The organism is Boudabousia tangfeifanii (assembly GCF_001856685.1).
Classification (GTDB): Bacteria; Actinomycetota; Actinomycetes; order Actinomycetales; family Actinomycetaceae; genus Boudabousia; species Boudabousia tangfeifanii.
The window spans coordinates 2,141,231-2,163,127 of record NZ_CP017812.1 but is presented as its reverse complement, the minus strand read 5'-3'; the positions used below and the strand labels follow the sequence as shown (position 1 = coordinate 2,163,127).

Below are 21,897 nucleotides of genomic sequence, written 5' to 3'. Positions count from 1 at the left end.
ACGGGCGGGGCAGAAAGTCCCAACCGGGTTTCGCCCACGGCGTGGGCGGGAATAAAGCGGGAATAAAACTGAAAGAAGTGAATAACTCTTAAAAAGCAAGGAAAATTATTGGCAGGAAGAACCCAAAAGCCACCGCCAACAAACAAAGCAGAGGCATCAAATAAACGTAGCGCAAAGCGAGCGAACGTTCACCCATCGACCAAGCCTTCACCACATCCACCATGGCGGTGGAAAAAGTCGTATAACCAGACAGGAACGAAAGCAACATTAGCTTTATCGTCATCGGCATCAACGGAAATCCTAAAACCAACCCAGCTAAAAATGAGCCAATCAGATTGACCCCAAGCGTGCCATGACCCACCGGGCCGAGCAACTGATTGCGCTGACGAGCACGCTGCTCAATGCCAGCAGAATGATAATGACGAGCAATCGCCCCAAAACCACCAAAGATCGCAGTAATCAACAAAACCTTAAGCATGCTTGGTCCTCCTGGCTCCCAGCTTCCAACCAGCCGCCGCCGCGGCCAAGCCCAAAGCCAAAATAATCGCCGCCCACAGCAGGGACCAAGCCATTACTTCCCAGCCCACCAAATAACTATTGACCGGAAGCAACATCAAAGAACCATAAGTGGTAAACGCCCCGCACATGCCCGTGCCAAACAACAACTTCGCCGAACTACTTACTTCTCGGCCCGAAAGCCAACCCAAAATGAAAGCGCCAATCACATTCACCAGAAACAACATCCAGGTAGATGGCACGCTAATGCCCAAAGCCGGAGCCCAAGAAATTGACACCAAATCCGTCAAGTAACGCAACGTTGAACCTAAGAAACCACCAAGGAAAATTAGCAACCAATCTGGCCAGCTAGCCGAAGCAGCCCACCTAGCTCGCTCGGGAGTTACCCCACCGCCCTCGGCCTGCGGGGCAGGCTTAGCAGTCGGATCTATCGAACTCATAAAGTGCCTCGTTTCTGTAAGAATTTAAGAGCCAGCCAACCCAAAGGTAAACGTGCCCAGAAAGTTACCAGACGGAACAACAAGGCGGTAGAAACTGCCACCGAGGCCGGAATCCCCGCAGCACGCAAACCTAAACTCAAAGCTGCTTCCACCGGGCCAACCCCACCAGGAGTGGGAATCAAAGCGCCCGCCGAATTAGAAACCAAATAAGTGATAGCCAACAATGCCGGATCCAAACTGTAGCCAAAAGCAGCCAAAGCCGAACCGAAAGAAGCTACCGCTGCCACGGTAATCAACACTGAACCGAAAACCCCGTAAGCTACCCGGCCAGGATGAGAACCCAACCAAAGAAGACGCGGCCAAATCTGCTCCCAAGTTGGCTTAATTTTTTCCCACAACCAGCCTCGCACCGGACCAATAAAGGTCAGACCCAAAAGCGCAATCAGGATCAGGCCGCCACCCCACAGCACATTCGCCGAAGGCATCACCAGAGCACCCTGCTGACCCGTCAACAAAGTCACCAAAACTAGGAGCACAATCGTCACCACGAACTGCTCCACCTGAATCAGGGCAACCGTCGCCACAGCCACCCGAGTTGGCACCTTTTTACGCGACAAGAAACGAAGATTCAGTGCCGCCGGACCAATCCCCGCAGGTGCTACCAAGGCCACCACGGAACCGGCCACCTGCACCAAAGTGCTCTCACCTAAACCAAGTTTTTCGGGAACAAAAGCTTGCAAGGGGATGGCCGAGCCAATAAACATTAGTAAGGAGAAACCAAAAGCTGCTAACAGCCACCAAGGATTCGCCCCGGTCATGGCCGCCGCGACTTGGTCGAAACTGAGAGAGCCAAAAACGACCACCACTACCACTAGCGCCAAAATGGTAGAAAGTACCGTCTTGGGGGAGTAAGAACGCAACTCGACCTGTGCCGTATCGTCCAACTCGTCCTCGGAAGATAAACACTTCTGTAGCTGCGGCAAAATCCCCGCCGCCTTCGCTTCGGCTCGCAACGACTTCGAAAGTGCCACCGGCTGCAACACCTTCTCCACCCGAGTCAAAAGTTGCTTGCCGAGGACGGACTCGGCAAGACTCACCGCGCGAGGGGCGCCAACTTTCAAAGCCTGCAAAGTCAACATTTGCGCCAGATCGACCAACTGGCCAAGCTCATTGGCGGAAGTCTCGGCATCGCGCCAAACCCCCAAGCGAGCCTGACCTGATGGGTTAAAAGCCAAAGCCTGCGCATCAATCCCGTGATGGGCCAAACCCACCCGGTGAGCTCGCAAAAGCTGCTCCCACGCATCCAACAACATGGCATCAGAAAAATCTTCGGAAGGGATCTGCGACCAAGGACGCAAAGACTCAGTCACTTGCGAAAGCACCACCAAAGAGTCCTCGGTTTGACTGATAGCCGTGAACTCGCACATGCCGACCTGAGCTTTAGCTGCCAACATTTGCGCTAAAGCTCCACGCTCAAGAGCACCGCGTACCGAAGTTGCCGAAGCACGATCCAAACCGCGGAAACGCAAATCTTTCAAAAAATCCAACAGCAAAGTCCAAAGCCGCTGCAAAGGATCGAGCACGGTCAAAGAATAAGTGCGGCCAGAAGCATCCCAAACAAAATAGTTACGGCCAGTGCGGCCAGTTAAAGAAACGGGCGGCATTTGGGCGGCCAACTGTAACAGGTGAGTGGGGTTCGCAACTTCTTTCAAATCAGGATTGACCCGCACCAAAGTGGGACGCAGAATCTGCCTAGGATCTAGGAAATCAGGGTCAGCAAGCAAAGTCTCTGCTTGATGAGAAATCATTTTAGCTAGGGAGGACTCGTGCGATTGGGCTGGGGTGGTAACCAAATAAACTTCCCAATCAAAAGGGGCGCTCAATCGTTTACGACCCCACGGGCATTTCCAAGTTTTCAACCAATTTCTAACCACTCTGGAACTGCCAGAGTAGTTTACCAAGTTGACCTTGGGAGCGAAAGAGTGCTCTTTCTCAGGAGAAAAATTAGGGGCAGAGCGCACGACGCGCACGGGATTAATGCCGGCACGGACAATTGCCTCCACCAAGTCGACACCAGAAGCTTGAGCGGTATCGGCGCCCACCAAAAAGCGAGTCAACCGTGCCGAAAGATGTCCCAAAACGAAAGACAAAATGGCTCCCGGGAAGCCCATGACGCCACTTAAAACGGGGAACAAACCAGCCACGGCTAAACCGAGCCAAGACCAGCGCTCAAGACGACCCGAAATACGACCACTTAAGGCCGCCAAAAAAGCCACCAGAGCCGCCACCACAAAGTTCACCGGAACTTGCGCCTCACCCAAACGGGTAAATACCAACGCAGACCAAGAAGCCGGAGCAATCAACGGCAAAAGTTCAGTAAACACCCCCACCAGCACAATGCCAAAAACGAGGGCGGCAGCGCCCTCGGCCAGCAAAGACCAACGACGACGCCAAACCAAAGGCACCATCAGCAACAAGGTGACCAAGAGGAATACCAGAGTCTCGATGAGGACTGAAGGAAAAGCTAGCTTAGGACTACTATCTGGCAGAGAGGCAAAGAAGGCTTCGCGAGCCATCGTAGCGGCCGACCCATCACCCCAACGAGCCGCCCATAAAACCAAAAAAATCCCCACCACATCAAGTGCCGACCACCAAAGATTATCGGGACGATGAACCGGGGACAGGGGAGCGTCTACCACCAACACAGGGTTGGATGGAGCCAAAAGGGGCAACAACTCGGGTTGCTCCACGGGAGAATCGGCTCGGCTCATACAGACCAGTTTAGGCTAGATTAAATGCCGCCTCCCACATTTTCCGCGTTTAAGCTCTAAATGACAGGTATTTTCGCTAAAGTAGAGGCGATGATAAACCAGATTTTCACCGCATGGACGACCCTTGCTCCCAACCTCATGCCCGGGAGCTTTTTCGGCGACATTGTTTACTACTTCCGCAATGTTGACGAAATGCTGATCGCCCTCGGCCCGTGGGTATTAGCCATCACCTGCCTGATCGTCTTCATCGAATCGGGTGTGCTTTTCCCCTTCCTGCCTGGCGACTCTCTGATTTTCACCGCCGGTCTACTACACTCGCAGCTGGGACTAAACCTTTGGCTGTTGATGTTCCTCATCTTCCTCTCCGCTTTTTGTGGAGACCAAGTAGGTTACTTCCTCGGCTACAAATTTGGGCGCAGACTCTTCTCGCCAGACGCTAAAATCCTCAAAACGGAATACCTAGAAGCTGCCGAAGGATTCTTTGAAAAGCACGGCGGGCCAGCGCTAATCCTTGCGCGTTTCGTCCCCCTCGTGCGCACCTATGTGCCACTAGCGGCAGGCATTGCCGGTTACAAGTACACCCACTTCCTCCGCTGGGATATCACCGGTGCCTTCCTTTGGGGCATGGGTGTCACCTTCCTCGGCTCGCAACTGGGATCAATCACCTTCATTCGTGAAAACGTGGACATCCTCGCCATCATCATCGTGCTGATTTCGATCCTGCCACTCTTGATTAAAGCCACCCCCGTCTTTACCCAAAAGTTGAAAACATGGCGGCAAGAACGAGCAGCCAAAAAGCGCGTCAAATAAGCGACTACCCCTATCCGTTAGGGCGCTACCGTGGGGCCCGAAAAGTTGCGGCAGTAGCCCTAGTTATTGCGGCCATTAGCTACTGTGGTTGGCTTGCTGGCTGGATTTTTGACTGGCAAATCATGGCCAATAAGCAAGCCTTCATGTCCGAACTTTCGGCCCTCTCGCGTCCACACTCAGGAATTTTCCGGGTCCTCGACTTTCAAGCTGGTCTTAGCTCACTAGTGGCCGGATTTATCATCTGGTCCATTTCCCGCCGGGCAGTGCGGAGACGTGGCCTCGCCCTAATCTTTTTTGGGATTTTCACTATCCTCGACTGCCTGTTCCCTATGAGCTGCAGCCCCCAATTGGAGGTCGGTTGCAGCGCCACCCTTTTTGACCTTTCCCGACCCTTTACCGACACAGTTCACGAAATCACTTCCAGCTTGGCGCAAATCGCGATATTGTGGGCATTAGCAGTCACTGCTTGGGATCGAAAAGAACTCCCCGGGAGAAGGGCTGTGGCGCTAGTCGGCGTCGGGATCAATGCTGCCGTCGCTATTGCCGCCATCATCCCAAATGCTCCCGTCGGAGCCTGGCAACAGCCCGCCATTCTATTCTGGGCAGCGAACCTACTCTTGTGGGCCGGCCAAATCAGCGGGCCCGATTATCGAAGGGTGCAATGATGTCCACACCGATCGTGCTGGTAGGCGGTTTAACCGTACACCGCCCAGAATGGGAGCCAACTCTGCGCGCGATCGCCCAAATCTATGGGGTGAGCATCACCGATTTGCTTACCGAGGACGCTTACGGCCAAAAACTCAACACCGAGGAACAAAGCGGTCATAAACCCAGCGATCTTCCCCAAATCACCTTCGTGGAACGAGTTCCCCTCTGCGGCAAATGCATCCCGAAACCATGGCCGATCCCCGAAAAATGGCGCGGCGCAGTCATGGGACCTTGGGAAGCTGAACTGATGCACGTGCGTCGCCACGTCGAAGCAGCCGGCCAAGGCAAGCCAGTTATCCTTGTGGGACATTCTGTAGGCGCGATACTGGTCGAAGGATTGGCACGACTTCACCCTGAACTGGTGGCCCAACTAGTTTTGATTGACGGTTCTTCCCCAATCGGCCTAAATGGCAAGCCGCCGCGCAGTCCAGCCCAGTTCAAAACGGTTGGGCCCAGCCTCTTGGCTCGCTGGGCCACCCAGTTGCCACCGAAAGCGGCAATCGCCCTCGGCAAGATCGTAATGAAACGAGTTTGCCAGATTCGCGGGGAGGACCCCGAAACCATCCAAAAAGTTTTGCAATACTACCAGCACCCCAACGGCATGTGGCAGGCGCTAGGGGAGATTACCCAAGAACAATCATGGGTTTCGAAAGTACAAGACATGGTGTCGACCCATCCCCTTACCATGCCAGTCTGGGTGGTAGTTGCCCCCGGACGCACTCACCTTTCGAGTGCGTTACAACGCTGGTGGGTGGCGCTACAAAGTCGCCGAATGGCACTCAACCCCGGGAAAACCCACATTGTGCAGGTGATCAAATCAGATCATATGGTGATGTGGACCCGGGGTGAGCATTTAGGTTGGTTACTACACCGGCTAGTGCGGCTAACTAACTCGACGCAATCGTAGTGCGTTCAAAACTACCGCCACTGACGAGAAGGCCATGCAAGCCCCCGCAATCATTGGGTTCATTAAACCGCTGACTGCCAGTGGCAAAGCGATCAGGTTATAACCGAAAGCCCACGCCAGATTTTCCTTAATGTTGCGCAAGGTAGCGCGAGAAACTCGAATTGCAGCCGGGGCGGCCAATAAATCTGAACGCACCAAGGTAATGTCTGCAGCTTCGATCGCCACGTCGGTGCCCGAGCCCATGGCAAAACCAAGACCCTGGGTGCCCGCCTGGGCCAGAGCTGCCGCATCGTTTACGCCATCGCCGACCATCGCCACGGTCTTGCCTGCCTGCTGGAGCTTATTAACTTCCTCCTGCTTTTGGGCTGGAAGCACTCCAGCGATAACCTGGTCGATGCCCACTTGGGCAGCCACATGTTGGGCGGCCTGCAAGTTGTCGCCAGTGAGCAAAACCGGGGTAATGCCCTGATCCTTCAGCTCAGCAATCGCCTTTGCACTTGAAGGCTTCACCGTATCGGACAAGGCCACCGAAGCGAATTCGGTAACCTGGCTCAAAGCCGTCAAGACCTGGTCCGCAGAACGGGTCGGCAAGTTAGTCGCCAAATCGGACTCGCTGGCACCAGTAGCTTGAGAATCCTCCGTGCCGGTCACAGACTCACCCATAGGGGAGTTGTCCAAGTTGACGCTATCTGCCTTAGTCTGGCTATCCGAGGACGCCGCAGTGGATGAGTCGGAAACAGAAGTCAAAGTCGCGTCATAACCGGCCTGCTTCACTGCCTCCACCAGCGACTGCGGATCAGTGCCCTCAGGGGCCTCGATCATAGCCGATTCGGTTGCCAAGTTAACTTCCGCGCTAACCCCATCCAGTTTGCCCAACCGTCGTTCCACTCGGCGCACACAAGCCGCACAACTCATGCCACTAATGGCTAGCTGTACTGCCAGCTTTGCCGGCGGAGCCAGCTGCTGGGCAGTTTCTGCAGAAAGCTCCTCGGCAGTCTGCTGGCCATCGTCGACCGAAAGGGTCGAAGATTTTGAAACAGCCGTTAAGGACTGAGCAGCATCGCCGTTGGCTGCCTGGGTTGCCCCGCCCTCGGCAGACCAAAAATCGGGGGTTAAAGTGGCAGTCGCACCACGCAATAAAGTGGCGCCCTGCGAAAGGGTTAACTGTTCAAACTCTGGCAAAACCAGTTCCTGACCAGTTTCGTGATCAGTCCCAGCCAACTGTGCCACCCACTGAGGACGACCCACAATCACTACCTGTTGCTGATCATTTGGGTGCAAAGCAATCACGCCGCGACCCGGCACGTTCCAAAAACGCTTCGGAGTGCTAACTTCGACGCCATCAGCCTGAGCGGCAGCTACCACGGCTTTCGCCACCGGATGCTCAGAGCTACTTTCCGCGCTAGCTAGCAAACACCAAGCCTGCTTCTCATCTAGACCCGAGGCCGGGTCCAAACGCATCCCCTCAGCCATTACCGACAACTTACCAACCGTGATAGTGCCAGTTTTATCTAGCAACATGGTGTCAATCTGGCGGGTAGTTTCTAGCACCTGCGGGCCCTTCAGCAAAATTCCCATCTGGGCAGCACGTGACGAACCCACCAAAAGTGCCATCGGAGTAGCCAAACCCAACGCGCAAGGGCAAGCCACCACTAGCACCGAAACAGCGGCAGTAAAAGCCACATTTGAACCATAACCAGCAATCATCCAGCCGGCAAAAGTCAAAACACTCAAAGTTAGAACCGCCGGAACAAAAATGGATGCGACCTTGTCGGCCAAACGCTGCACCGGTGCTTTACCAGCCTGCGCTTTCGCCACCATCTGACCAATCTGAGCCAAAGTCGTATCCGCACCCACTCGGGTGGCCCGCACCTGCAAAACACCTTCGCCATTAATGGTGGCACCCGTAACCTGGTCGCCCGGAGCAACCTCCACCGGGACCGGCTCACCCGTCAGCAAAGACTCATCAATCGAAGAATAGCCGGCAAGGATCTGACCATCAGTGGCCAACTTTTCACCTGGACGAACCTTAAAAACATCGCCCACCTTCAAGTCGGCGGCAGGAATTACCGTTTCGACCTGCTGGCCTGAAGCGTCCTCGGTCAGCAAAGTAGCCTGCTTCGCACCCATATCGAGCAGCGCGCGCAAAGCCGAACCCGCAGTGCTCTTGGCGCGGGCCTCCGCCAGACGACCAATCAACAAGAAGGCCACCACCATGGTCGCCCCATCAAAATAAACATGCTGAGAGTCATTGCCGAACAACAGCACGAACCAAGACCAAAGCGAAGCTGCCAGCACGCCCATCGACACCAGCGTGTCCATGGTGAAAGAACCATAACGAAGCGCTTTAGCCGCACCCAGATGGAAGGGAGCTGCCGCCCACACCACCACCGGTAGCGACAAGAAAGCTACCACCCACTGCCAGTGCGAAAATTGCAGAGCCGGAATCATCGAAATCAAAGAAACCGGAATGCCGAAAACAAGGGCCACAATAATGCGAGCCTGAAAAGACTCAGCTGCTTTAGCCATCAAAAACTACTTTCCCCAAAACCCCACAAAGGGATCAAAACCAAAAAATAGGAATAAAGAAACTGCAGCCACCACGAGTGATAGCTGCAGTTTTCAACAAAACTTACTGGCCGAGGCCGAAAACGGACGCCTACTTACTTGCAGCCGCAACCGCAGCCACAGCCGCCCTCGCCCGAACCCTTTTCACCAGTGGCGTTCACATCAGACAAACGCATGGTTTCGCGACCTTCAGGAGCAATCCCAGCCACATCGTCACGACGGATCTCGTTGACGTCATAGCCGGCCTCATCCACAGCGGCGCGCAAAGCATCATCAGAAATTGGGGCGTTAATGTGCACGGTCACCAAAGAAACGCCCTCGGAACGCAAAATAACTTCCACATTGTTAACTTCAGGCAAAGCTTCCAACTCGGTGCGGACGTGAGAAACACAGTTGTTGCAGGTCATCCCTGGAACATCAAGCTCAACAGTACGATCAAAAGAACTCATCGCAAACCAACTTTCAAATAAAACTATCTTTATCTCTTTATACCGTTACCCAGCCAGAAGAACTAGTAGTTTCGCTGATGGCAACAGTCGGGAATAGGAACGGATCTTAGATTTTATTGCTAGCTCAAGGGATCGCGGGCAGTTTCCGTAGCGAACTGGTAAATCAACCCGCCGAGGACGAGCAGCACCCCGAAAACCCACAAGGCAGGCACTACTGCCGACAGGGAAATCTCGCCATGCAAAGCGGCTGGGCCCAACAAGAGGCCAACCAAAGCCGGACCAATAATCTTGGCAATCGCCCCAGTGCCATAACCCAAACCAAGGCCGCGACCACGCACCGGGGTAGGGAACTGCTCCGCCCCAAACAGGTTCACAATGCCAAAAGCACCGTCACCGAAAGCCAAAATCAAGACCAAACCCGCGTAGAACCAAGCGCCCTGGCCGTGTGCTCCCGCGGCTGCACGCATCGCCGAAATCGCACAAATGAAAGCGCCCAAACCACCCAAAAGACCATAAATCAGCATGGTGCGTTTACGACCAATGTAGTCACAAATCCAAGCAGAAAAAGCGCGCCCAGCAATATCGGCCACAGAAATCCACATAAACATGGTGCCCACCATTACGGTGGAATAGCCAAAGGCCTCACTTAATAACGACTGGCCCCATGACTGGACGGTGAAAACGCCCAAAATAAAGCAGAAAGAGCCAGTCGCGACCACTAGATAAGGTCGCCAATAGCCGCGGAAGAACTCACCCAAACTCAATACCGGATCAGGCTTGCTTGCCTGGGCCAAAGTTGAAATCTGTTTCCCCTCGGCATTTGCTGGCAGCGGAGCGAGCTTCGAGACCGGCAACTCCATGGCCCAAGCGTAGGCCTCCTGGGCTTCCCGCCCTCGGCCAGCAGCCAACAAGAAACGTGGAGACTCAGGCACCCGGGCAATCCAAAGCAACAAGAAAACCGGAATGATCCCCAAAGCAATCAAGCCACGCCAACCCAAAGAATCACTAAAGAAACGCTGCGCAGCCGCTCCCAAGAACAAGCCCGCAGGAATAAAAACGGAAACCAGGCCAGTGAACATGCCCCGCTTAGCTCGCGGCATGAACTCCTGAACATAAGGAATCGTGGTGATATTTAGAGCGGCCACCCCCGCACCCACTCCAATGCGAGAAAGTGCCAACATTTGCCAGCCACGCTCTGGGGTCAGCAAAGACAAGGCGGTAAAACCAACAAACGTGAGAACACAGTAGCTGAAAGTGCGTTTGCGACCGACCCGGTCAGCCACCATGCCGCCAAGCCAAGAACCCAAAACCGTACCGAAACCAGAACAAGTCAAAATGATGCCAGCTTCCAAACCGGTTAAATGCCACGGCTTAGTCAATAAAGCGACCACGAAACCGATCAAAAACAGGTCAAAGTACTCGGCGACGTTCGCGACCACACCCAAAGCGACCAGTTCCCACTGGCGTTTGGTCATTGGCCTGGTTTCAATTTGTTGCACCACATTCATGTCCACCAGATTAGCGGCAAAACTTACGCCAAGAGCCACTTTTTTAGCGAAAAACACCACAAGTGAATTAAGATTGGATGACTATAAACCTTGCGGTTAAAGCCGCAAAAACCATGACTTTAGAGCCAAACAAAGGCGGGAAAAGGAGGGGGAATGGCGCAAGAATTGTCCAGTGGGCAAGACCGCGGTTGGACCCCGTGGCCAAAAGAATCCCTTTCCCAGCGTACCCTACGATCCCTCACCGGACGCCTCGCTCACCTGCCCTACTATCAGGAAAAAGCTAAAGAGCTAAAACCACTGGGGAAAATCCTGTGCCGGCTTGGTGGCGCCGTGGTTGAATCAGCAGTCGCCAATATTCCCGATCCTTGGCAAAAGTTTGCCTCCCTGGGGGAAGACGCCGACCAGAAATGGAATCTGAACATTGAAGCCATGCAGGAGTTCTTCTTCGACCACCCTTGGCTTTACCAAACCGTCATGCACAATGTTTCCCGCACCGCCGGGCTAACCACCTGGGCACTGCGTGGCGTCCTCGACTTTATCGATGATCTACCCGTAGAGGTGTCACCTAGCCAATTGCGTCAACGTCGGCGGCTAGAAGCAGCTCTTCCGACCACCGGCTTCACCACTCTGATGGCGCTGGTGCTTTCGGGCGGGACCGCCCTCGGCTATTTCCGTGGCGGCAAAGTGCATGCCAGGCTGATCAACGACAATGGCAAAGCCTTGCCCGTCACTCAAATCCCGCCTTTTATTCGTGAAGCTGGCTGGGATGATGCTCAAGCTGCCGGCATTTGGGTGGATTTGAACAATCCCGACCACCCGCTGGGGAAACTAAATCAGCCACACTCGCCGCTTTTGGTGCGCGGCAAACTGGAATCCCCCTTGCCTCTCAAGTTCGAAATGCGACGTTTGAACGCCCCCACCAGTCTGGATCAAACTATCGCTGATCTCGATGATCTTTACTGGTCCTCAGGGGCCGGAATGGTCATGAAAATTATGGCGATTGGCGAGGGCGAAAACCTCCGCTGGTTAGCCATTGTCCCCGGCACGGACCACATGGCCATGATGTCCATGCCGAACCCCGCCGACACTGAGTCGAATGTGCGCGAAATGCTGGGCTTGCGTTCGGCAGCGCGGGCTGGCGTGGAGCTGGCGATTGTGCGGGCTATGTCGCATGCGGGCGTGAAACCACAAGACTGTAAGCAGCAAAAACTCATGTTGGTGGGGCACAGTCAAGGTGGCATTGTGGCCCATGCGCTGGCTGGTGACCAAGACGCCTTGATTAACGTTACTCATGCCCTAACCATCGGCTCGCCCTCGAGAAATCTGCCCCTGCCAAAGTCGCTGGTCAATATCAGCATCGAACACACCCAAGACATGATTCCTTGGATGGACGGGATGCTGGCCGACAACCTCGACGATCGCATTTTTGTGCGACGAAAATTGACCAAACCCAAGCGCAACCCGCTTTATTACGCACACTCTGCCGGTACTTACCTCGAAACCGTCAAGATTTTGCTAGCCGAGGTCGAGGCCGAAATTGCCGCCGCGCAAGCCAACCAAGTGCCCATCGGGCGAACCGCCAAAGCGGTCAAAGAGCTCAACCGGATGCTGCCAAAACCGGGGGAGAAAGTGGAAGTTTACTTCTATGAGATTGCGCAAGAGATTCTACTTCCGCAAAAGCCCGATACTTGCCCTATCGACCCACATAGTCCTAGTAAGTATCCTGAGGACGATTACCGCTTTGAAGCTTTCAGCCAGGTATTGGACCGAGCCGAATTTGACCCCTTACCTGACTGGGAAGAAGGGCTAAAACCAGTAGATCCCAACGCGCAGATTCGAAAAATTGTCAGCCTAACGGATACCCTAATTACCGCAAACCAAACCTCAGATCCCGAGCCAAAAAATAAAGGAAACTAAGCATGGTAAAACCACCACGACGCAGCTGGCTCGATGGGCTCAAGGCCATTGGGCAACAATTGCCTGTAAATAAGCCATATTCGAACCGCCCAAACGAAAAAGAAGTACCTGAGGTAAAAAATCCGTTACTGCTTGGTGCCCTCGGCCTCGGTTCAGCAGCCTGCGCTGGGGTTTACCGCATGATTGCGAAAAAACCGCAAGAAGTAAAGCCAAATGTGGAAAACGACGACTTAGCTAAGGCTATTGCGGGCCTAGAACCAGTTTCGAAAGCTCAAGTCAAACTCCAAAAAGCCATGGCTTCCAGACGGCTGTGGGTCCGTGCAGACCTGAACACCAGCCATGCTGGCACCGTGCAACAAGTAGGGCTTGAGGTGCTACGACTTGCTTGGGACTCGGCACTAGGGGGAGTATCGGCAGTCGACATGGAACTTAGTCTGCCCGATGGCCGCATCATCGACGGCACCGACCTCGGCTTCGAAAACGATATCGCCTACCCCCACGAACTTTTTGCCCGTTTTGGGCCTACTAGTGCCGACCCCGAGTGGAGGCCGTAGTGGCCCAAGGAAAACGCCATCCTTTCCGCACGCTATTAATAGCATTACTGCTCCTGGTTGGGGGCGGTTACCTGATCACCCATGGCGCACAAGTTCTAAACTATGGGGTTAACTTTTTCGAGCACGGATTAGTTACCATTAACCAGTGGCTTCACGGGGAAACCGATAATTCCCAAGCGTCCACCCCCGAAGAGACAAACGCGGCAAAACCGAGTGTGGAAAGCCCTGAAGTACCTGTAGAACCAAAGGAAAAAGAACTACGTATTGCGGTGGGTAGTGACCCCAGGGGTCCATTTCAACCCAGCAAAAAGTGGGGGAATGATCCCACCCAGAATCTCTATCGGGAAGGGAAAACCTACGTCACCAAGTTGGTTGGGCAAGTAAGTGCAGAAACCTCCCAGGACTTGAAAAACACCATCGTGCAGGCGCGCAAACCCCTTGAATTAATCATGGAAACCAAAGAGGAATGCCCGCCACTACCCAAAGTAAATCCCAATGATCTAAAAAATTTTATGACCGCCTGGAATCAGGTACGCAAACAAGTTGGGGTGGCTCCGCTCAAACTAATGCCAGACAATCACCCAGCCTGGGCTGACCTACAACAAGGTGCCTGGTCCATGGTCAAGGCCAATACTTTTTCGCATGGACTTTTGCCGGCAAAAGATTATCCTTGCCGGACCACGGGAGGAGCCAAAGCGACGGCCAAGGCAGACATTAGCCTCGAACGCTTCGGCGGTTGGAATACTAGCAAAAGTGAAATCCAAAAAATCATTAAAAAATACGCTATCTCCCCAGTCAACCACCTGCTATTCTATTTCCACGACACAGGCGATAATAACGAGGCCGTCGGTCACCGCATCTCCATGATGAACCCAGTCTTAAAAGAAACTGCCGTGGGAATCTTGGGAGAAAAATACCTTTACTACGAAAAAGCTAATGACGAGCATAAGTATGATGCTTGGGTTTATGGGCAAAAGATGGCTACGGCCGCCCTCGGTTTTAGCGAAGAAAGCCCAATAAAGGGACTCAAGCCGGAAGAAAAAGTCAAATACCGGCAAACCATTTGGGATCCTGAACGCTTTGCTAAAGCTCCCCAGAATTATCCATGGCCTTCCGCGGGGTATGTTCCCGCAATGTTCTTAACCGGCCAAGAGAACCAGCGCGACGCCCAAGGACAACAAGGAGTTTGGGGAGATGAGCGGTATTCCGACCAATTAAAGGAACCGGGACGCTGGTCTTTTACCACTCTAGTTGGCGAAAAAGACCTATTTAAGAACGCGCAGATTAAGGTCTATTGGCAAGATCGGTTTAACTCGCAGCGAGAAGAACTTAAGCTGCAAGGCCCGATTAACCCCAATGCTTCCCAAGCATTCTGGTATCCGACAGTCACCTTCAAACCATGGCCAGCTGATGACAATCGTCTGCGGGAAATGCCGAATGATCAGGTGCGGACTTTCTGGGTTGAGATTAAGACCGCCAACGGCCAACACCGCTGGGTCTACCCGGTAAAAGTTTTTAGACAGCTAGAAACTTTTAAGCCAGCAAAAGCGCAATGGGTTAAAAGCAGTCTTGAAAATGGTAAAGCTAAGCTCGCATTTACTATCGAAGGAACCGCAGGTACCGAGTTTACTTTTACTGTTTGGAACGAAAAGGCAAAAAAGTGGCAACCACTAGCGGGCGGAAAATGGGACGGTATCACCTGGGAAGTTGCTGAAGCATTAAATTTTGAGGTGCCCGAAGCAGCCTTGCCAAAAGGGTCGAAAGTTAGGCTCACTGCGCGTAATGACCTTGGCGGGCAGGTAGTTGAAACCGTGGTTGAATAGCTTTTCGAGTGTTGCGGCTATTTTGGGCCGAGGATCATTAGGGAGCAAAGCAGGCAGAAGTTGTGGCCCATCTGGACGCAAGATTTATTGTTGAGACCGCCCTCGAGAAGAATAACAAAAGTCGCGTGTTAGTGTGCTAGAGCATTATTTAAGTTAGTTTTGGTCGATAGTTGGAAAAAATTTAACTCAAATTAATTGCAACTTAGTGAACAATTTGGTGTTCCATGCCATAAAATGAGACCTATCCGACATCCCTACTAGAGAGGTTTGGACATGAAAGCTAAATTATTCGCGGTTACCGGCGCAGCGTTGGCTGTTTCGCTAACCACCTTAACTCCTTTAGCCAGCGCCGATGCTGGTGATGGGACGCAACCAGACAGCTTGGGATCCTCGGTCGAGGTCGCTTCCTACTCTGATGATGTGGAAGGACAAGTTGTTGACGGGCAAGATGCTGGCGAAGAAGCTGCCGAACTCGGTAGCGAGGAAAACGTCGAAGAATCTGAAGATGCCGAGGTGACAGTCGGTGATGAGCAAAGCGCTAACCCAGATGGCTTAGTGCTTGATGAAAACGTTCCTGATGCTGACTCGGCGGAAGCAAAGAATGCCCAAGCGGAACTTCAGGCAGAACCTTTCGATGCCCCAGCGGCTCCAGAGGTAAAGGCTGACGATAAGTTCGAGGCGATCGATTCCCAGACTTTGCCGACTGATCTTCCAGATCCATCCTTCCAAAAAGAAGCTGTCAAGGAATTGCCACAATCCGTGCTGCAGCAAGTTCCTGACGTAGTGGAAGCGTTACCTGAAAGCACTCTTGAACCAGGTGTCGAAGGAGCTCTTGATCCTGAGCGCCCAGTCGAGGGCGAAACTGCTGATGGGGAAAACGCTCCCGCATCTGCTGTTGGGGCCAAAGTTCGCACCAAATATCTTGGGGTGAAGCAGTTCGCCACCCCAAGAACAGCACAAGATGCTTGGAACCAGATTATGCGGGTTGATTTTCCGATTAAGACGGTGCTAAACACCAGCGAAAAATGTCCAAAGAAACTACCAGCTCCAAATCGCGCGGATTCTAATGCCTTCGCGGTGACGATTAATCAAGTTCGCCGTCTGATCGGTGTGCCTGCTGTGTCTTTGCTGCCAGCCAATCACCCAGCTTATATGGACGCACAATTTGGTGGTGTTTCCATGATCCGTGCTGCCAAGATTTCTCACGGCTTGAAGGCAAAGGAAGGCCCCTTCCCTTGTCGCACCACTGGTGGTGCGAAAGCTACCGCCCACGGCGACATCCTCTTCTCGAATGCGCAAGTAGGTGCTGAAATTCGAGCAACGAAGGCCGAAGTAGATCGTCGTTTGCAGCCCTTTAAACGAGCTGGTTGGTCTGGCACTGCGCGAGCAGCCTTGCAGTACATTGATGATGACGGTTGGAACAACTCCGTAGTTGGTCACCGTGTGGACCTTACGTCTCCATCGTTGACCAAGATGGCGGTTTCTTCGCTTGCTCTGCAGCGTGAAGGTGACCCGCTTGGTGCGATTAACCCAGATATTCGACGCTGGGCAAACTTGTACAAGAATATTCCTGGCCACCGTCGTTCCTGGGAATACGGCGCCAGTGTTCAGGCAGTTACTTGGATGGACAAGATGAATGATCCTGATCTAAGTAAAGCTGAAAATGCGGGATATCCAGATCAGAGTCAAGACTTTACCCGTTACCGTAATTCGCCAGCCAATATGCCATGGCCAGCAGCCGGTTATATGCCAGCTAGAATGGTGCCCGGCTATTCTCGGTTGCAGAACGTCGACGAGGCTACTCGTATTAAGGTACGTTCCGTTCCTGGACGTTGGGGCTTCTCCGCAAAATCACGAGATAAGTACTTGTTGACTGGTTCTAAAGTTGTGGTGAAAGAACGTCGTTTGTTCTCCAAGGATGACAAGACGATCAAGCAGCAAAACTCCCCATACTCGGGTGGATTGAACAATGGGCTTTACCCATACTTGATCTTCCAGCCATTCCCGAAGAATGACAACTCTTTCCTACGCATTAAACCAAACCACGTGCGTACTATCTTGATTAACATCACCACGATGCCAACTAACAACCTACGTTACTCGTGGTCCTACCCAGTCAAGGTCTTTACCAAGTTGACTGTCTTCAAGAAGCCCTCATCGGCTCTTCCAGCCCAGGTAAAGGCTCAAAAAACCACTCCGATCCCATTCAAGATCACTGGTACTGCTGGTACCGACTTCTACTTCCAGATTCTAAAGAAGGGATCCAAGAAGTGGGTGACTTATGACGGTGGTAAGTGGAACGGTACCATCCCATCGACCTCGGCTAGCTACAAGCTAAACGTACCAAGCAAGTTGGCAAAGGCCGGTGACAAGATCCGACTAGTTTCCTACAACGATATGGGCCGCTCTATCGCGGTAACCACCCTAGTTAACAAGGTGACTGTCAAGCCGAAGCCGAAGCCGGCACCTAAGCCTAAGCCGGCTCCGAAGCCCAAGCCCAAGCCGGCACCTAAGCCTAAGCCGGCTCCGAAGCCGAAGCCAGCTCCGAAGCCTAAGCCGAAGCCGGCACCTAAGCCTAAGCCAGCACCTAAGCCGGCATACAAGTACGTGGTTGCTCTCAGCCACCCGAACTTGAAGGTAACCCGCCGCCCATTCCGCGACATTGCAGTCACAAACTACTTTGCCAAGGAAATCCAGTGGGCCAAGAACACTCGTGTTACCAGCGGCTACGGTGACGGAACTTTCCGTCCAGTTAACAATGTGGAACGCCAAGCAGTGGCGGCCTTCCTCTACCGTCTAGCTGGATCGCCGAAGGTTAATGTCAAGACCGCTCCATTCCGTGATGTTCCAAAGAACCACCAGTTCGCTCGTGAACTCACTTGGGCAAAGCAAAACCGTATTATCACCGGTTGGCCAGATGGTACGGTTCGAGGCAAGAACCCGATTGACCGTAACGCCATGGCTGCACTCTTGCACCGTTTCGCCAAGAAGTACCCCAAGAAGGTCAAGCCAAACATGCTGGCCCTCAAGGGCGTGACCGTGCCACCATCGCGTTTGCGTGACCTGTCAGGTGACGCCTTCCGCATTGACATTCTGTGGCTAGAAAAGGCTCGCATCACCACCGGCTACCCCGATCGCACCTTCCGTCCGGTCGACAAGCTACATCGTGACGCTATGATCGCCTTCCTCTACCGCTTGACTAACAACCATGTGGTTAAAGTGAAGCGATAAAATCGCCACAAGAGTTTGGCCCCTACCTAGTCAAAACAACCAGGTAGGGGCCAAATAAATTTTCTCTAGCTAATCAGTCCAAGTGAGTGACCAGCTGAGGAGCAAGTCCAATGTAGGTAGCTGGAGTCAAAGCCAGCAAGCGCTCTTCGACCTCGGTTGGCAAACCCAAAGAAGCGATGAAATCACGCATTGCCGTGGCATCAACCCGACGGCCACGAGTCAATTCCTTCAAACGCTCGTAAGGATTCTCCATGCCCTCGGCCCCGGCAATCGAGGCGGCTCGCATGGCCTGCTGGATAGCTTCACCTAGTACCTCCCAGTTATGGTCGAGGTCGTCAGCCATCTTGTCGCGATCCACTTCCAGACCAGCAAGACCGCGACAGATATTGTCGATGGCCAAAATCGAGTGACCGAAAGCCACACCGATATTGCGCTGGGTGGAGGAGTCAGTCAAGTCGCGCTGGAGACGCGAAGTCACCAAAGTAGCCGACAAGGTATCGAGCAAAGCACAGGAAATTTCCAGATTAGCTTCCGCATTTTCGAAGCGAATCGGGTTCACCTTATGAGGCATGGTAGAAGAACCGGTCGAACCCTGCGCAGCCAAGTTTTGGCGGAAATACCCCAAAGAAATGTAGGTCCACACATCAGTGGCCAAGTTATGGGCAATGCGGTTGAAACGACCCATGTCGGCGTAAAGTTCCGCCTGCCAGTCGTGAGACTCAATTTGGGTCGTCAGCGGGTTCCAGGTTAGACCGAGGCCGGTAACGAACTTTTCGGCCAACTCGGGCCAGTTAGCCTCAGGCACTGAAACCACATGAGCGGCAAAAGTGCCGGTAGCACCATTGATCTTGCCCAAATACTCGGTCTTTTCGACCCGGCGAATTTGGCGGCCCAAACGGAAGGCCAACACAGCCATTTCCTTACCCAAAGTAACCGGAGTGGCGGCCTGGCCGTGGGTTCGAGCCAACATGGGAGCATCCGCACAAGAATGAGCCAATGCGGTCAAATCGGCCACCAACTGACGGGCTGCAGGCAACCAAACCTGCTGTACGGCAGCCTGAATGGTCAAAGCATAAGAAAGATTGTTGATGTCTTCCGAGGTGCAGAAAATATGGACGACCTCGTGCAACTGTGGAAGCACTGTTTCCTCAAGTACTTCGCCAGCCGCATCTAGGCGCGATTTCAACAAGTACTCGACCGCTTTCACATCGTGACGAGTCTGGGCTTCAATCTTGGCCAGTTCGGCAATTTCCTGAGCCCCAAAATCGGTTACTTGCTGACGAAGGTATTCGCGTTCCGCTTCAGAAAGTTTAGGAGCTCCCGGCAAAACTTGGTTGTCGAGCAGGAAGATTAGCCATTCCACTTCCACCTGGAAACGAGCACGGTTCAAAGCAGCTTCAGAAAGGTGGTTGGTTAGTGGCGCCACCGCACCCCGGTAACGACCATCAAGGGGGCCGAGGGCGATCGGTGGGTTCAAGGTGGCGAAATCAGTAAAGTTCTGTTCCATGGAAAATCCCTTAAGAAAGTGGCGGAATGCTACCCGCTCATCATAGCAGTGCATAGGGGCAAAAGGGGGCTATAATTTGGCATCATGTTGACCCTTCCTGCCGCTATGCGCGATCAAGCAATCTCTGCGCAACAAAAAGCATTAGATTCAGCCAACTTTAGCCGCTACTTCGTTTCCTCTATGCTCGCTGGAGCATTCGTTGGAATTGGTGGCACCTTCATGTTGACCGCTGCTGGTCCCCTCCGTGCCGCACACCACCCCCTAACTGCCCTAGTTGGGGGGCTTGTTTTTACCGTCGGCCTGATGGCGGTAGTCTTCGCTGGCGCCGAATTGGCGACCTCGGCCATGATGACCTTGCCCCTTGGCGGCTGGAACCACCGGGCCAACTGGGGTGGGCTCTCCCGCGCTTTTGGCATCATGCTACTCGGAAACTTCGTGGGGTCAGTAATCTTCGCGGCTCTAGTTTGGGGCTCCCAAATTTTCGCCAAAGGCCCCGGTCGAGAAATGCTGTTTGCCATCGGGGAAGCCAAAACGCACTTGAGTGTTTCCGCCGGTTTCTTCCGCGCAGTACTATGTAATATTCTGGTTTGTTTGGCCATTTGGGCAGCAGGACGAGCCGAAACGGAAGGAGCCAAAATTGCAGCAATCGTGGCGCTGATCGGCATGTTCGCCTCGTCTGGTTTCGAGCACGTGGTTGCCAATATGACCCTACTACCCATGGCCTACATGTATGGAGCACCAGGCGTCACCTTGGGCGGGATCGCCTATAACCTGGCGGTAGTGCTGGTTGGCAATATCGTTGGCGGTGCTATTTTCGTGGCTTTGCCCTACTGGTACCTAACTTCTCAACAGGCAGAGGCGGCAGCCAACTAGGCGCGCAAGCAGACTAAACAATCACTGCGCGGCGATATTGCCGAGGCAGTTCGACCTCTTCGCCCAGTTCTGCCTGCCATTTAAAACCGAGGTACGGGTTTGCTAGGAGCGGACGACCGACCTCGATCAGATCCGCAGCCCCAGTTGCCAAAATGCTTTCCGCCTGAACGCCATTGAGGATAATCCCAACGGCACTAACTTTCGCGCAATAATCCCGCCAGGCACTCTCATCGTCTTCGCTAGTCTGATTCCAGCGTTGCTCCAGCACCTCGTCAGTGATTAGGTCGTGGACTGGCAGGATCATGCTGTCCATCGCTGCTCGAACCTGGCGGGCCGCAAACACCTGGTAGCCGGGTCCAACGGGAATCGCAGAAGCATCAGGAGCAATCCCGCCCGTTGACATGCTGATTTGGTGAACGCCTAAAGCTTGAGCCCACTGGGCCACATACTCCACTTCAGCAATTTCGAGGCCATCTTCGCCCAACCAGTCAGTGCCCGAAAAACGGACGGCGACCGGCAAGTAGCGACCGACCTCGGCCAATACTTGCAGGACAAACCGGGCGCGATTTTCTAGCATGCCACCGTATTCATCAGTGCGGTGATTGGTGTAAGGCGAAAGGAAACTGTGCAGCAGGTAGCCGTGGGCGCTGTGGACTTGCACAAAATCGAAACCGGCTTCGGCCATCAGTTTGGCTGCGTGCCCCCAAGTAGCCACCAGTTCGCTAATTTCCGAGGTCGAAAGGCTATCGGGGGAGATGCGCGGCGAGGCAACTAACTCGCTTGCTTTCGGTCCGGCGTGGTTCAACTGGATGCCAGCCAAGGCCCCTTTTTCTTTAATCGCGGTGGCCAAAGGAGCAAAATCCTCGGGACGAGTATCCTCACTGACGCACAAGCACTGCGGAGAAATACGGCCATCAGGACGAATACCAGTGGCTTCTACTACCACTTGCCCAACCGAGGTCGCGCGTACCCCGTAATGTTCGAGGTGGAAAGGGTTAGGAAGTCCTACTCGCGGACCCTCAGAATCGGCGCTATACATGCACATCGGCGGCATGATTAGGCGATTGCGAACAGTTGTCTGCTGCTTTTCGGAAAGGTTTAAAGTCAGTGGGGAGAAGAGTTTGCTCATATTTCTATTATGCCAAGTCGTGAACGAAAACTAGGTCAATCCGAGCAAGAGGACCCACGCTAAATATCAGCTTAAAATGTGCCGATCTGGGCAAGTAAATTGACGGAAGGATAGACCGCGTTAGCGACAGGGGCTTTCCTCGGATGGCCAATTAACAAAAATGGTTGACGGTTTTATTCCCTTTAT

16 protein-coding genes are annotated in these 21,897 nt (G+C 53.5%); 8 read left to right on the top strand and 8 right to left on the bottom strand.

Annotation, left to right across the window (positions count from 1 at the left end):
- Positions 1-88 precede the first annotated feature (88 nt).
- The 3 genes from BK816_RS08840 to BK816_RS08830 are packed head-to-tail and all read right to left on the bottom strand — an operon-like array spanning position 89 to position 3,727.
- On the bottom strand, positions 89-478 hold the full coding sequence (locus BK816_RS08840) for a fluoride efflux transporter FluC (RefSeq protein ID WP_071164826.1): 390 nt from the start codon (positions 476-478) through the stop codon (positions 89-91).
- Positions 471-956: a fluoride efflux transporter FluC gene (locus BK816_RS08835; RefSeq protein WP_071164825.1), complete on the bottom strand. Its 486-nt coding sequence runs from the start codon at positions 954-956 to the stop codon at positions 471-473. Before BK816_RS08835 ends, BK816_RS08840 begins: the two co-directional genes overlap by 8 nt.
- The gene (locus BK816_RS08830) at positions 953-3,727 is read right to left on the bottom strand and encodes a lysylphosphatidylglycerol synthase transmembrane domain-containing protein (protein WP_071164824.1); all 2,775 of its coding nucleotides are present in this window, start codon (positions 3,725-3,727) and stop codon (positions 953-955) included. The genes BK816_RS08835 and BK816_RS08830 overlap by 4 nt, the downstream gene beginning before the upstream one ends.
- A 60-nt stretch (positions 3,728-3,787) precedes the next feature.
- Between BK816_RS08830 and BK816_RS08825 the strand changes: the two genes are divergently transcribed.
- Genes BK816_RS08825 through BK816_RS08815 form a run of 3 tightly spaced genes read left to right on the top strand, consistent with a single transcriptional unit; the run spans position 3,788 to position 6,152 of the window.
- The gene (locus BK816_RS08825; protein WP_236842328.1) at positions 3,788-4,537 is read left to right on the top strand and encodes a VTT domain-containing protein; all 750 of its coding nucleotides are present in this window, start codon (positions 3,788-3,790) and stop codon (positions 4,535-4,537) included.
- Complete coding sequence (locus tag BK816_RS08820) at positions 4,498-5,202, top strand: DUF998 domain-containing protein (RefSeq protein ID WP_071164822.1); 705 nt, start codon at positions 4,498-4,500, stop codon at positions 5,200-5,202. The genes BK816_RS08825 and BK816_RS08820 overlap by 40 nt, the downstream gene beginning before the upstream one ends.
- Complete coding sequence (locus BK816_RS08815; protein WP_156982032.1) at positions 5,199-6,152, top strand: alpha/beta hydrolase; 954 nt, start codon at positions 5,199-5,201, stop codon at positions 6,150-6,152. The genes BK816_RS08820 and BK816_RS08815 overlap by 4 nt, the downstream gene beginning before the upstream one ends.
- On the opposite strand, the gene BK816_RS08810 is transcribed toward BK816_RS08815, so the two are convergent.
- The 3 genes from BK816_RS08810 to BK816_RS08800 form a co-directional block, all read right to left on the bottom strand.
- Positions 6,129-8,681, bottom strand: a complete 2,553-nt coding sequence (locus BK816_RS08810) for an HAD-IC family P-type ATPase (protein ID WP_071164820.1) — start codon at positions 8,679-8,681, stop codon at positions 6,129-6,131. The genes BK816_RS08815 and BK816_RS08810 overlap by 24 nt on opposite strands.
- A 134-nt stretch (positions 8,682-8,815) precedes the next feature.
- Positions 8,816-9,169 (bottom strand): heavy-metal-associated domain-containing protein, encoded by a 354-nt coding sequence (locus BK816_RS08805; RefSeq protein ID WP_071164819.1) that lies wholly within the window; start codon positions 9,167-9,169, stop codon positions 8,816-8,818.
- Between the two features lie 119 nt (positions 9,170-9,288).
- Positions 9,289-10,716: an MFS transporter gene (locus BK816_RS08800; protein ID WP_335622219.1), complete on the bottom strand. Its 1,428-nt coding sequence runs from the start codon at positions 10,714-10,716 to the stop codon at positions 9,289-9,291.
- A 114-nt stretch (positions 10,717-10,830) separates the two neighbouring features.
- Between BK816_RS08800 and BK816_RS08795 the strand changes: the two genes are divergently transcribed.
- From BK816_RS08795 to BK816_RS08780, 4 genes are all read left to right on the top strand, one after another.
- Positions 10,831-12,594, top strand: a complete 1,764-nt coding sequence (locus tag BK816_RS08795) for a lipase family protein (protein WP_071164818.1) — start codon at positions 10,831-10,833, stop codon at positions 12,592-12,594.
- 2 nt (positions 12,595-12,596) lie between these two features.
- A complete protein-coding gene (locus BK816_RS08790; protein WP_071164817.1) occupies positions 12,597-13,148 on the top strand; it encodes a hypothetical protein in 552 nt (183 codons plus the stop codon).
- Positions 13,148-14,971 carry a CAP domain-containing protein gene (locus tag BK816_RS08785; protein ID WP_071164816.1) on the top strand — a complete coding sequence of 608 codons (1,824 nt, stop codon included), beginning with the start codon at positions 13,148-13,150 and terminating at the stop codon, positions 14,969-14,971. Before BK816_RS08790 ends, BK816_RS08785 begins: the two co-directional genes overlap by 1 nt.
- A 273-nt stretch (positions 14,972-15,244) precedes the next feature.
- Entirely contained in the window at positions 15,245-18,202 is a 2,958-nt protein-coding gene (locus tag BK816_RS08780) for an S-layer homology domain-containing protein (RefSeq protein WP_071164815.1), read from the top strand.
- Between the two features lie 73 nt (positions 18,203-18,275).
- Here BK816_RS08780 and purB read toward each other — a convergent pair whose 3' ends face one another.
- Entirely contained in the window at positions 18,276-19,709 is a 1,434-nt protein-coding gene (gene purB / locus BK816_RS08775; protein WP_071164814.1) for an adenylosuccinate lyase, read from the bottom strand.
- A gap of 84 nt (positions 19,710-19,793) precedes the next feature.
- Here purB and BK816_RS08770 point away from each other — a divergent pair, with 84 nt between their 5' ends.
- Complete coding sequence (locus BK816_RS08770; RefSeq protein WP_083379203.1) at positions 19,794-20,582, top strand: formate/nitrite transporter family protein; 789 nt, start codon at positions 19,794-19,796, stop codon at positions 20,580-20,582.
- Positions 20,583-20,595: 13 nt separating this feature from the next.
- Here BK816_RS08770 and BK816_RS08765 read toward each other — a convergent pair whose 3' ends face one another.
- Positions 20,596-21,711, bottom strand: coding sequence for an oxidoreductase (locus BK816_RS08765; protein ID WP_071164812.1), 1,116 nt, complete (start codon positions 21,709-21,711; stop codon positions 20,596-20,598).
- Positions 21,712-21,897: the final 186 nt, after the last annotated feature.

Bases quoted from the DNA above. Each gene is read 5' to 3' on its own strand.
- BK816_RS08840 (WP_071164826.1), bottom strand. From the start codon at position 478: ATGCTTAAGGTTTTGTTGATTACTGCGATCTTTGGTGGTTTTGGGGCG.
- BK816_RS08835 (WP_071164825.1), bottom strand. From the start codon at position 956: ATGAGTTCGATAGATCCGACTGCTAAGCCTGCCCCGCAGGCCGAGGGC.
- BK816_RS08830 (WP_071164824.1), bottom strand. From the start codon at position 3,727: ATGAGCCGAGCCGATTCTCCCGTGGAGCAACCCGAGTTGTTGCCCCTT.
- BK816_RS08825 (WP_236842328.1), top strand. From the start codon at position 3,788: ATGACAGGTATTTTCGCTAAAGTAGAGGCGATGATAAACCAGATTTTC.
- BK816_RS08820 (WP_071164822.1), top strand. From the start codon at position 4,498: ATGGCGGCAAGAACGAGCAGCCAAAAAGCGCGTCAAATAAGCGACTAC.
- BK816_RS08815 (WP_156982032.1), top strand. From the start codon at position 5,199: ATGATGTCCACACCGATCGTGCTGGTAGGCGGTTTAACCGTACACCGC.
- BK816_RS08810 (WP_071164820.1), bottom strand. From the start codon at position 8,681: ATGGCTAAAGCAGCTGAGTCTTTTCAGGCTCGCATTATTGTGGCCCTT.
- BK816_RS08805 (WP_071164819.1), bottom strand. From the start codon at position 9,169: ATGAGTTCTTTTGATCGTACTGTTGAGCTTGATGTTCCAGGGATGACC.
- BK816_RS08795 (WP_071164818.1), top strand. From the start codon at position 10,831: ATGGCGCAAGAATTGTCCAGTGGGCAAGACCGCGGTTGGACCCCGTGG.
- BK816_RS08790 (WP_071164817.1), top strand. From the start codon at position 12,597: ATGGTAAAACCACCACGACGCAGCTGGCTCGATGGGCTCAAGGCCATT.
- BK816_RS08780 (WP_071164815.1), top strand. From the start codon at position 15,245: ATGAAAGCTAAATTATTCGCGGTTACCGGCGCAGCGTTGGCTGTTTCG.
- purB (WP_071164814.1), bottom strand. From the start codon at position 19,709: ATGGAACAGAACTTTACTGATTTCGCCACCTTGAACCCACCGATCGCC.
- BK816_RS08770 (WP_083379203.1), top strand. From the start codon at position 19,794: ATGTTGACCCTTCCTGCCGCTATGCGCGATCAAGCAATCTCTGCGCAA.
- BK816_RS08765 (WP_071164812.1), bottom strand. From the start codon at position 21,711: ATGAGCAAACTCTTCTCCCCACTGACTTTAAACCTTTCCGAAAAGCAG.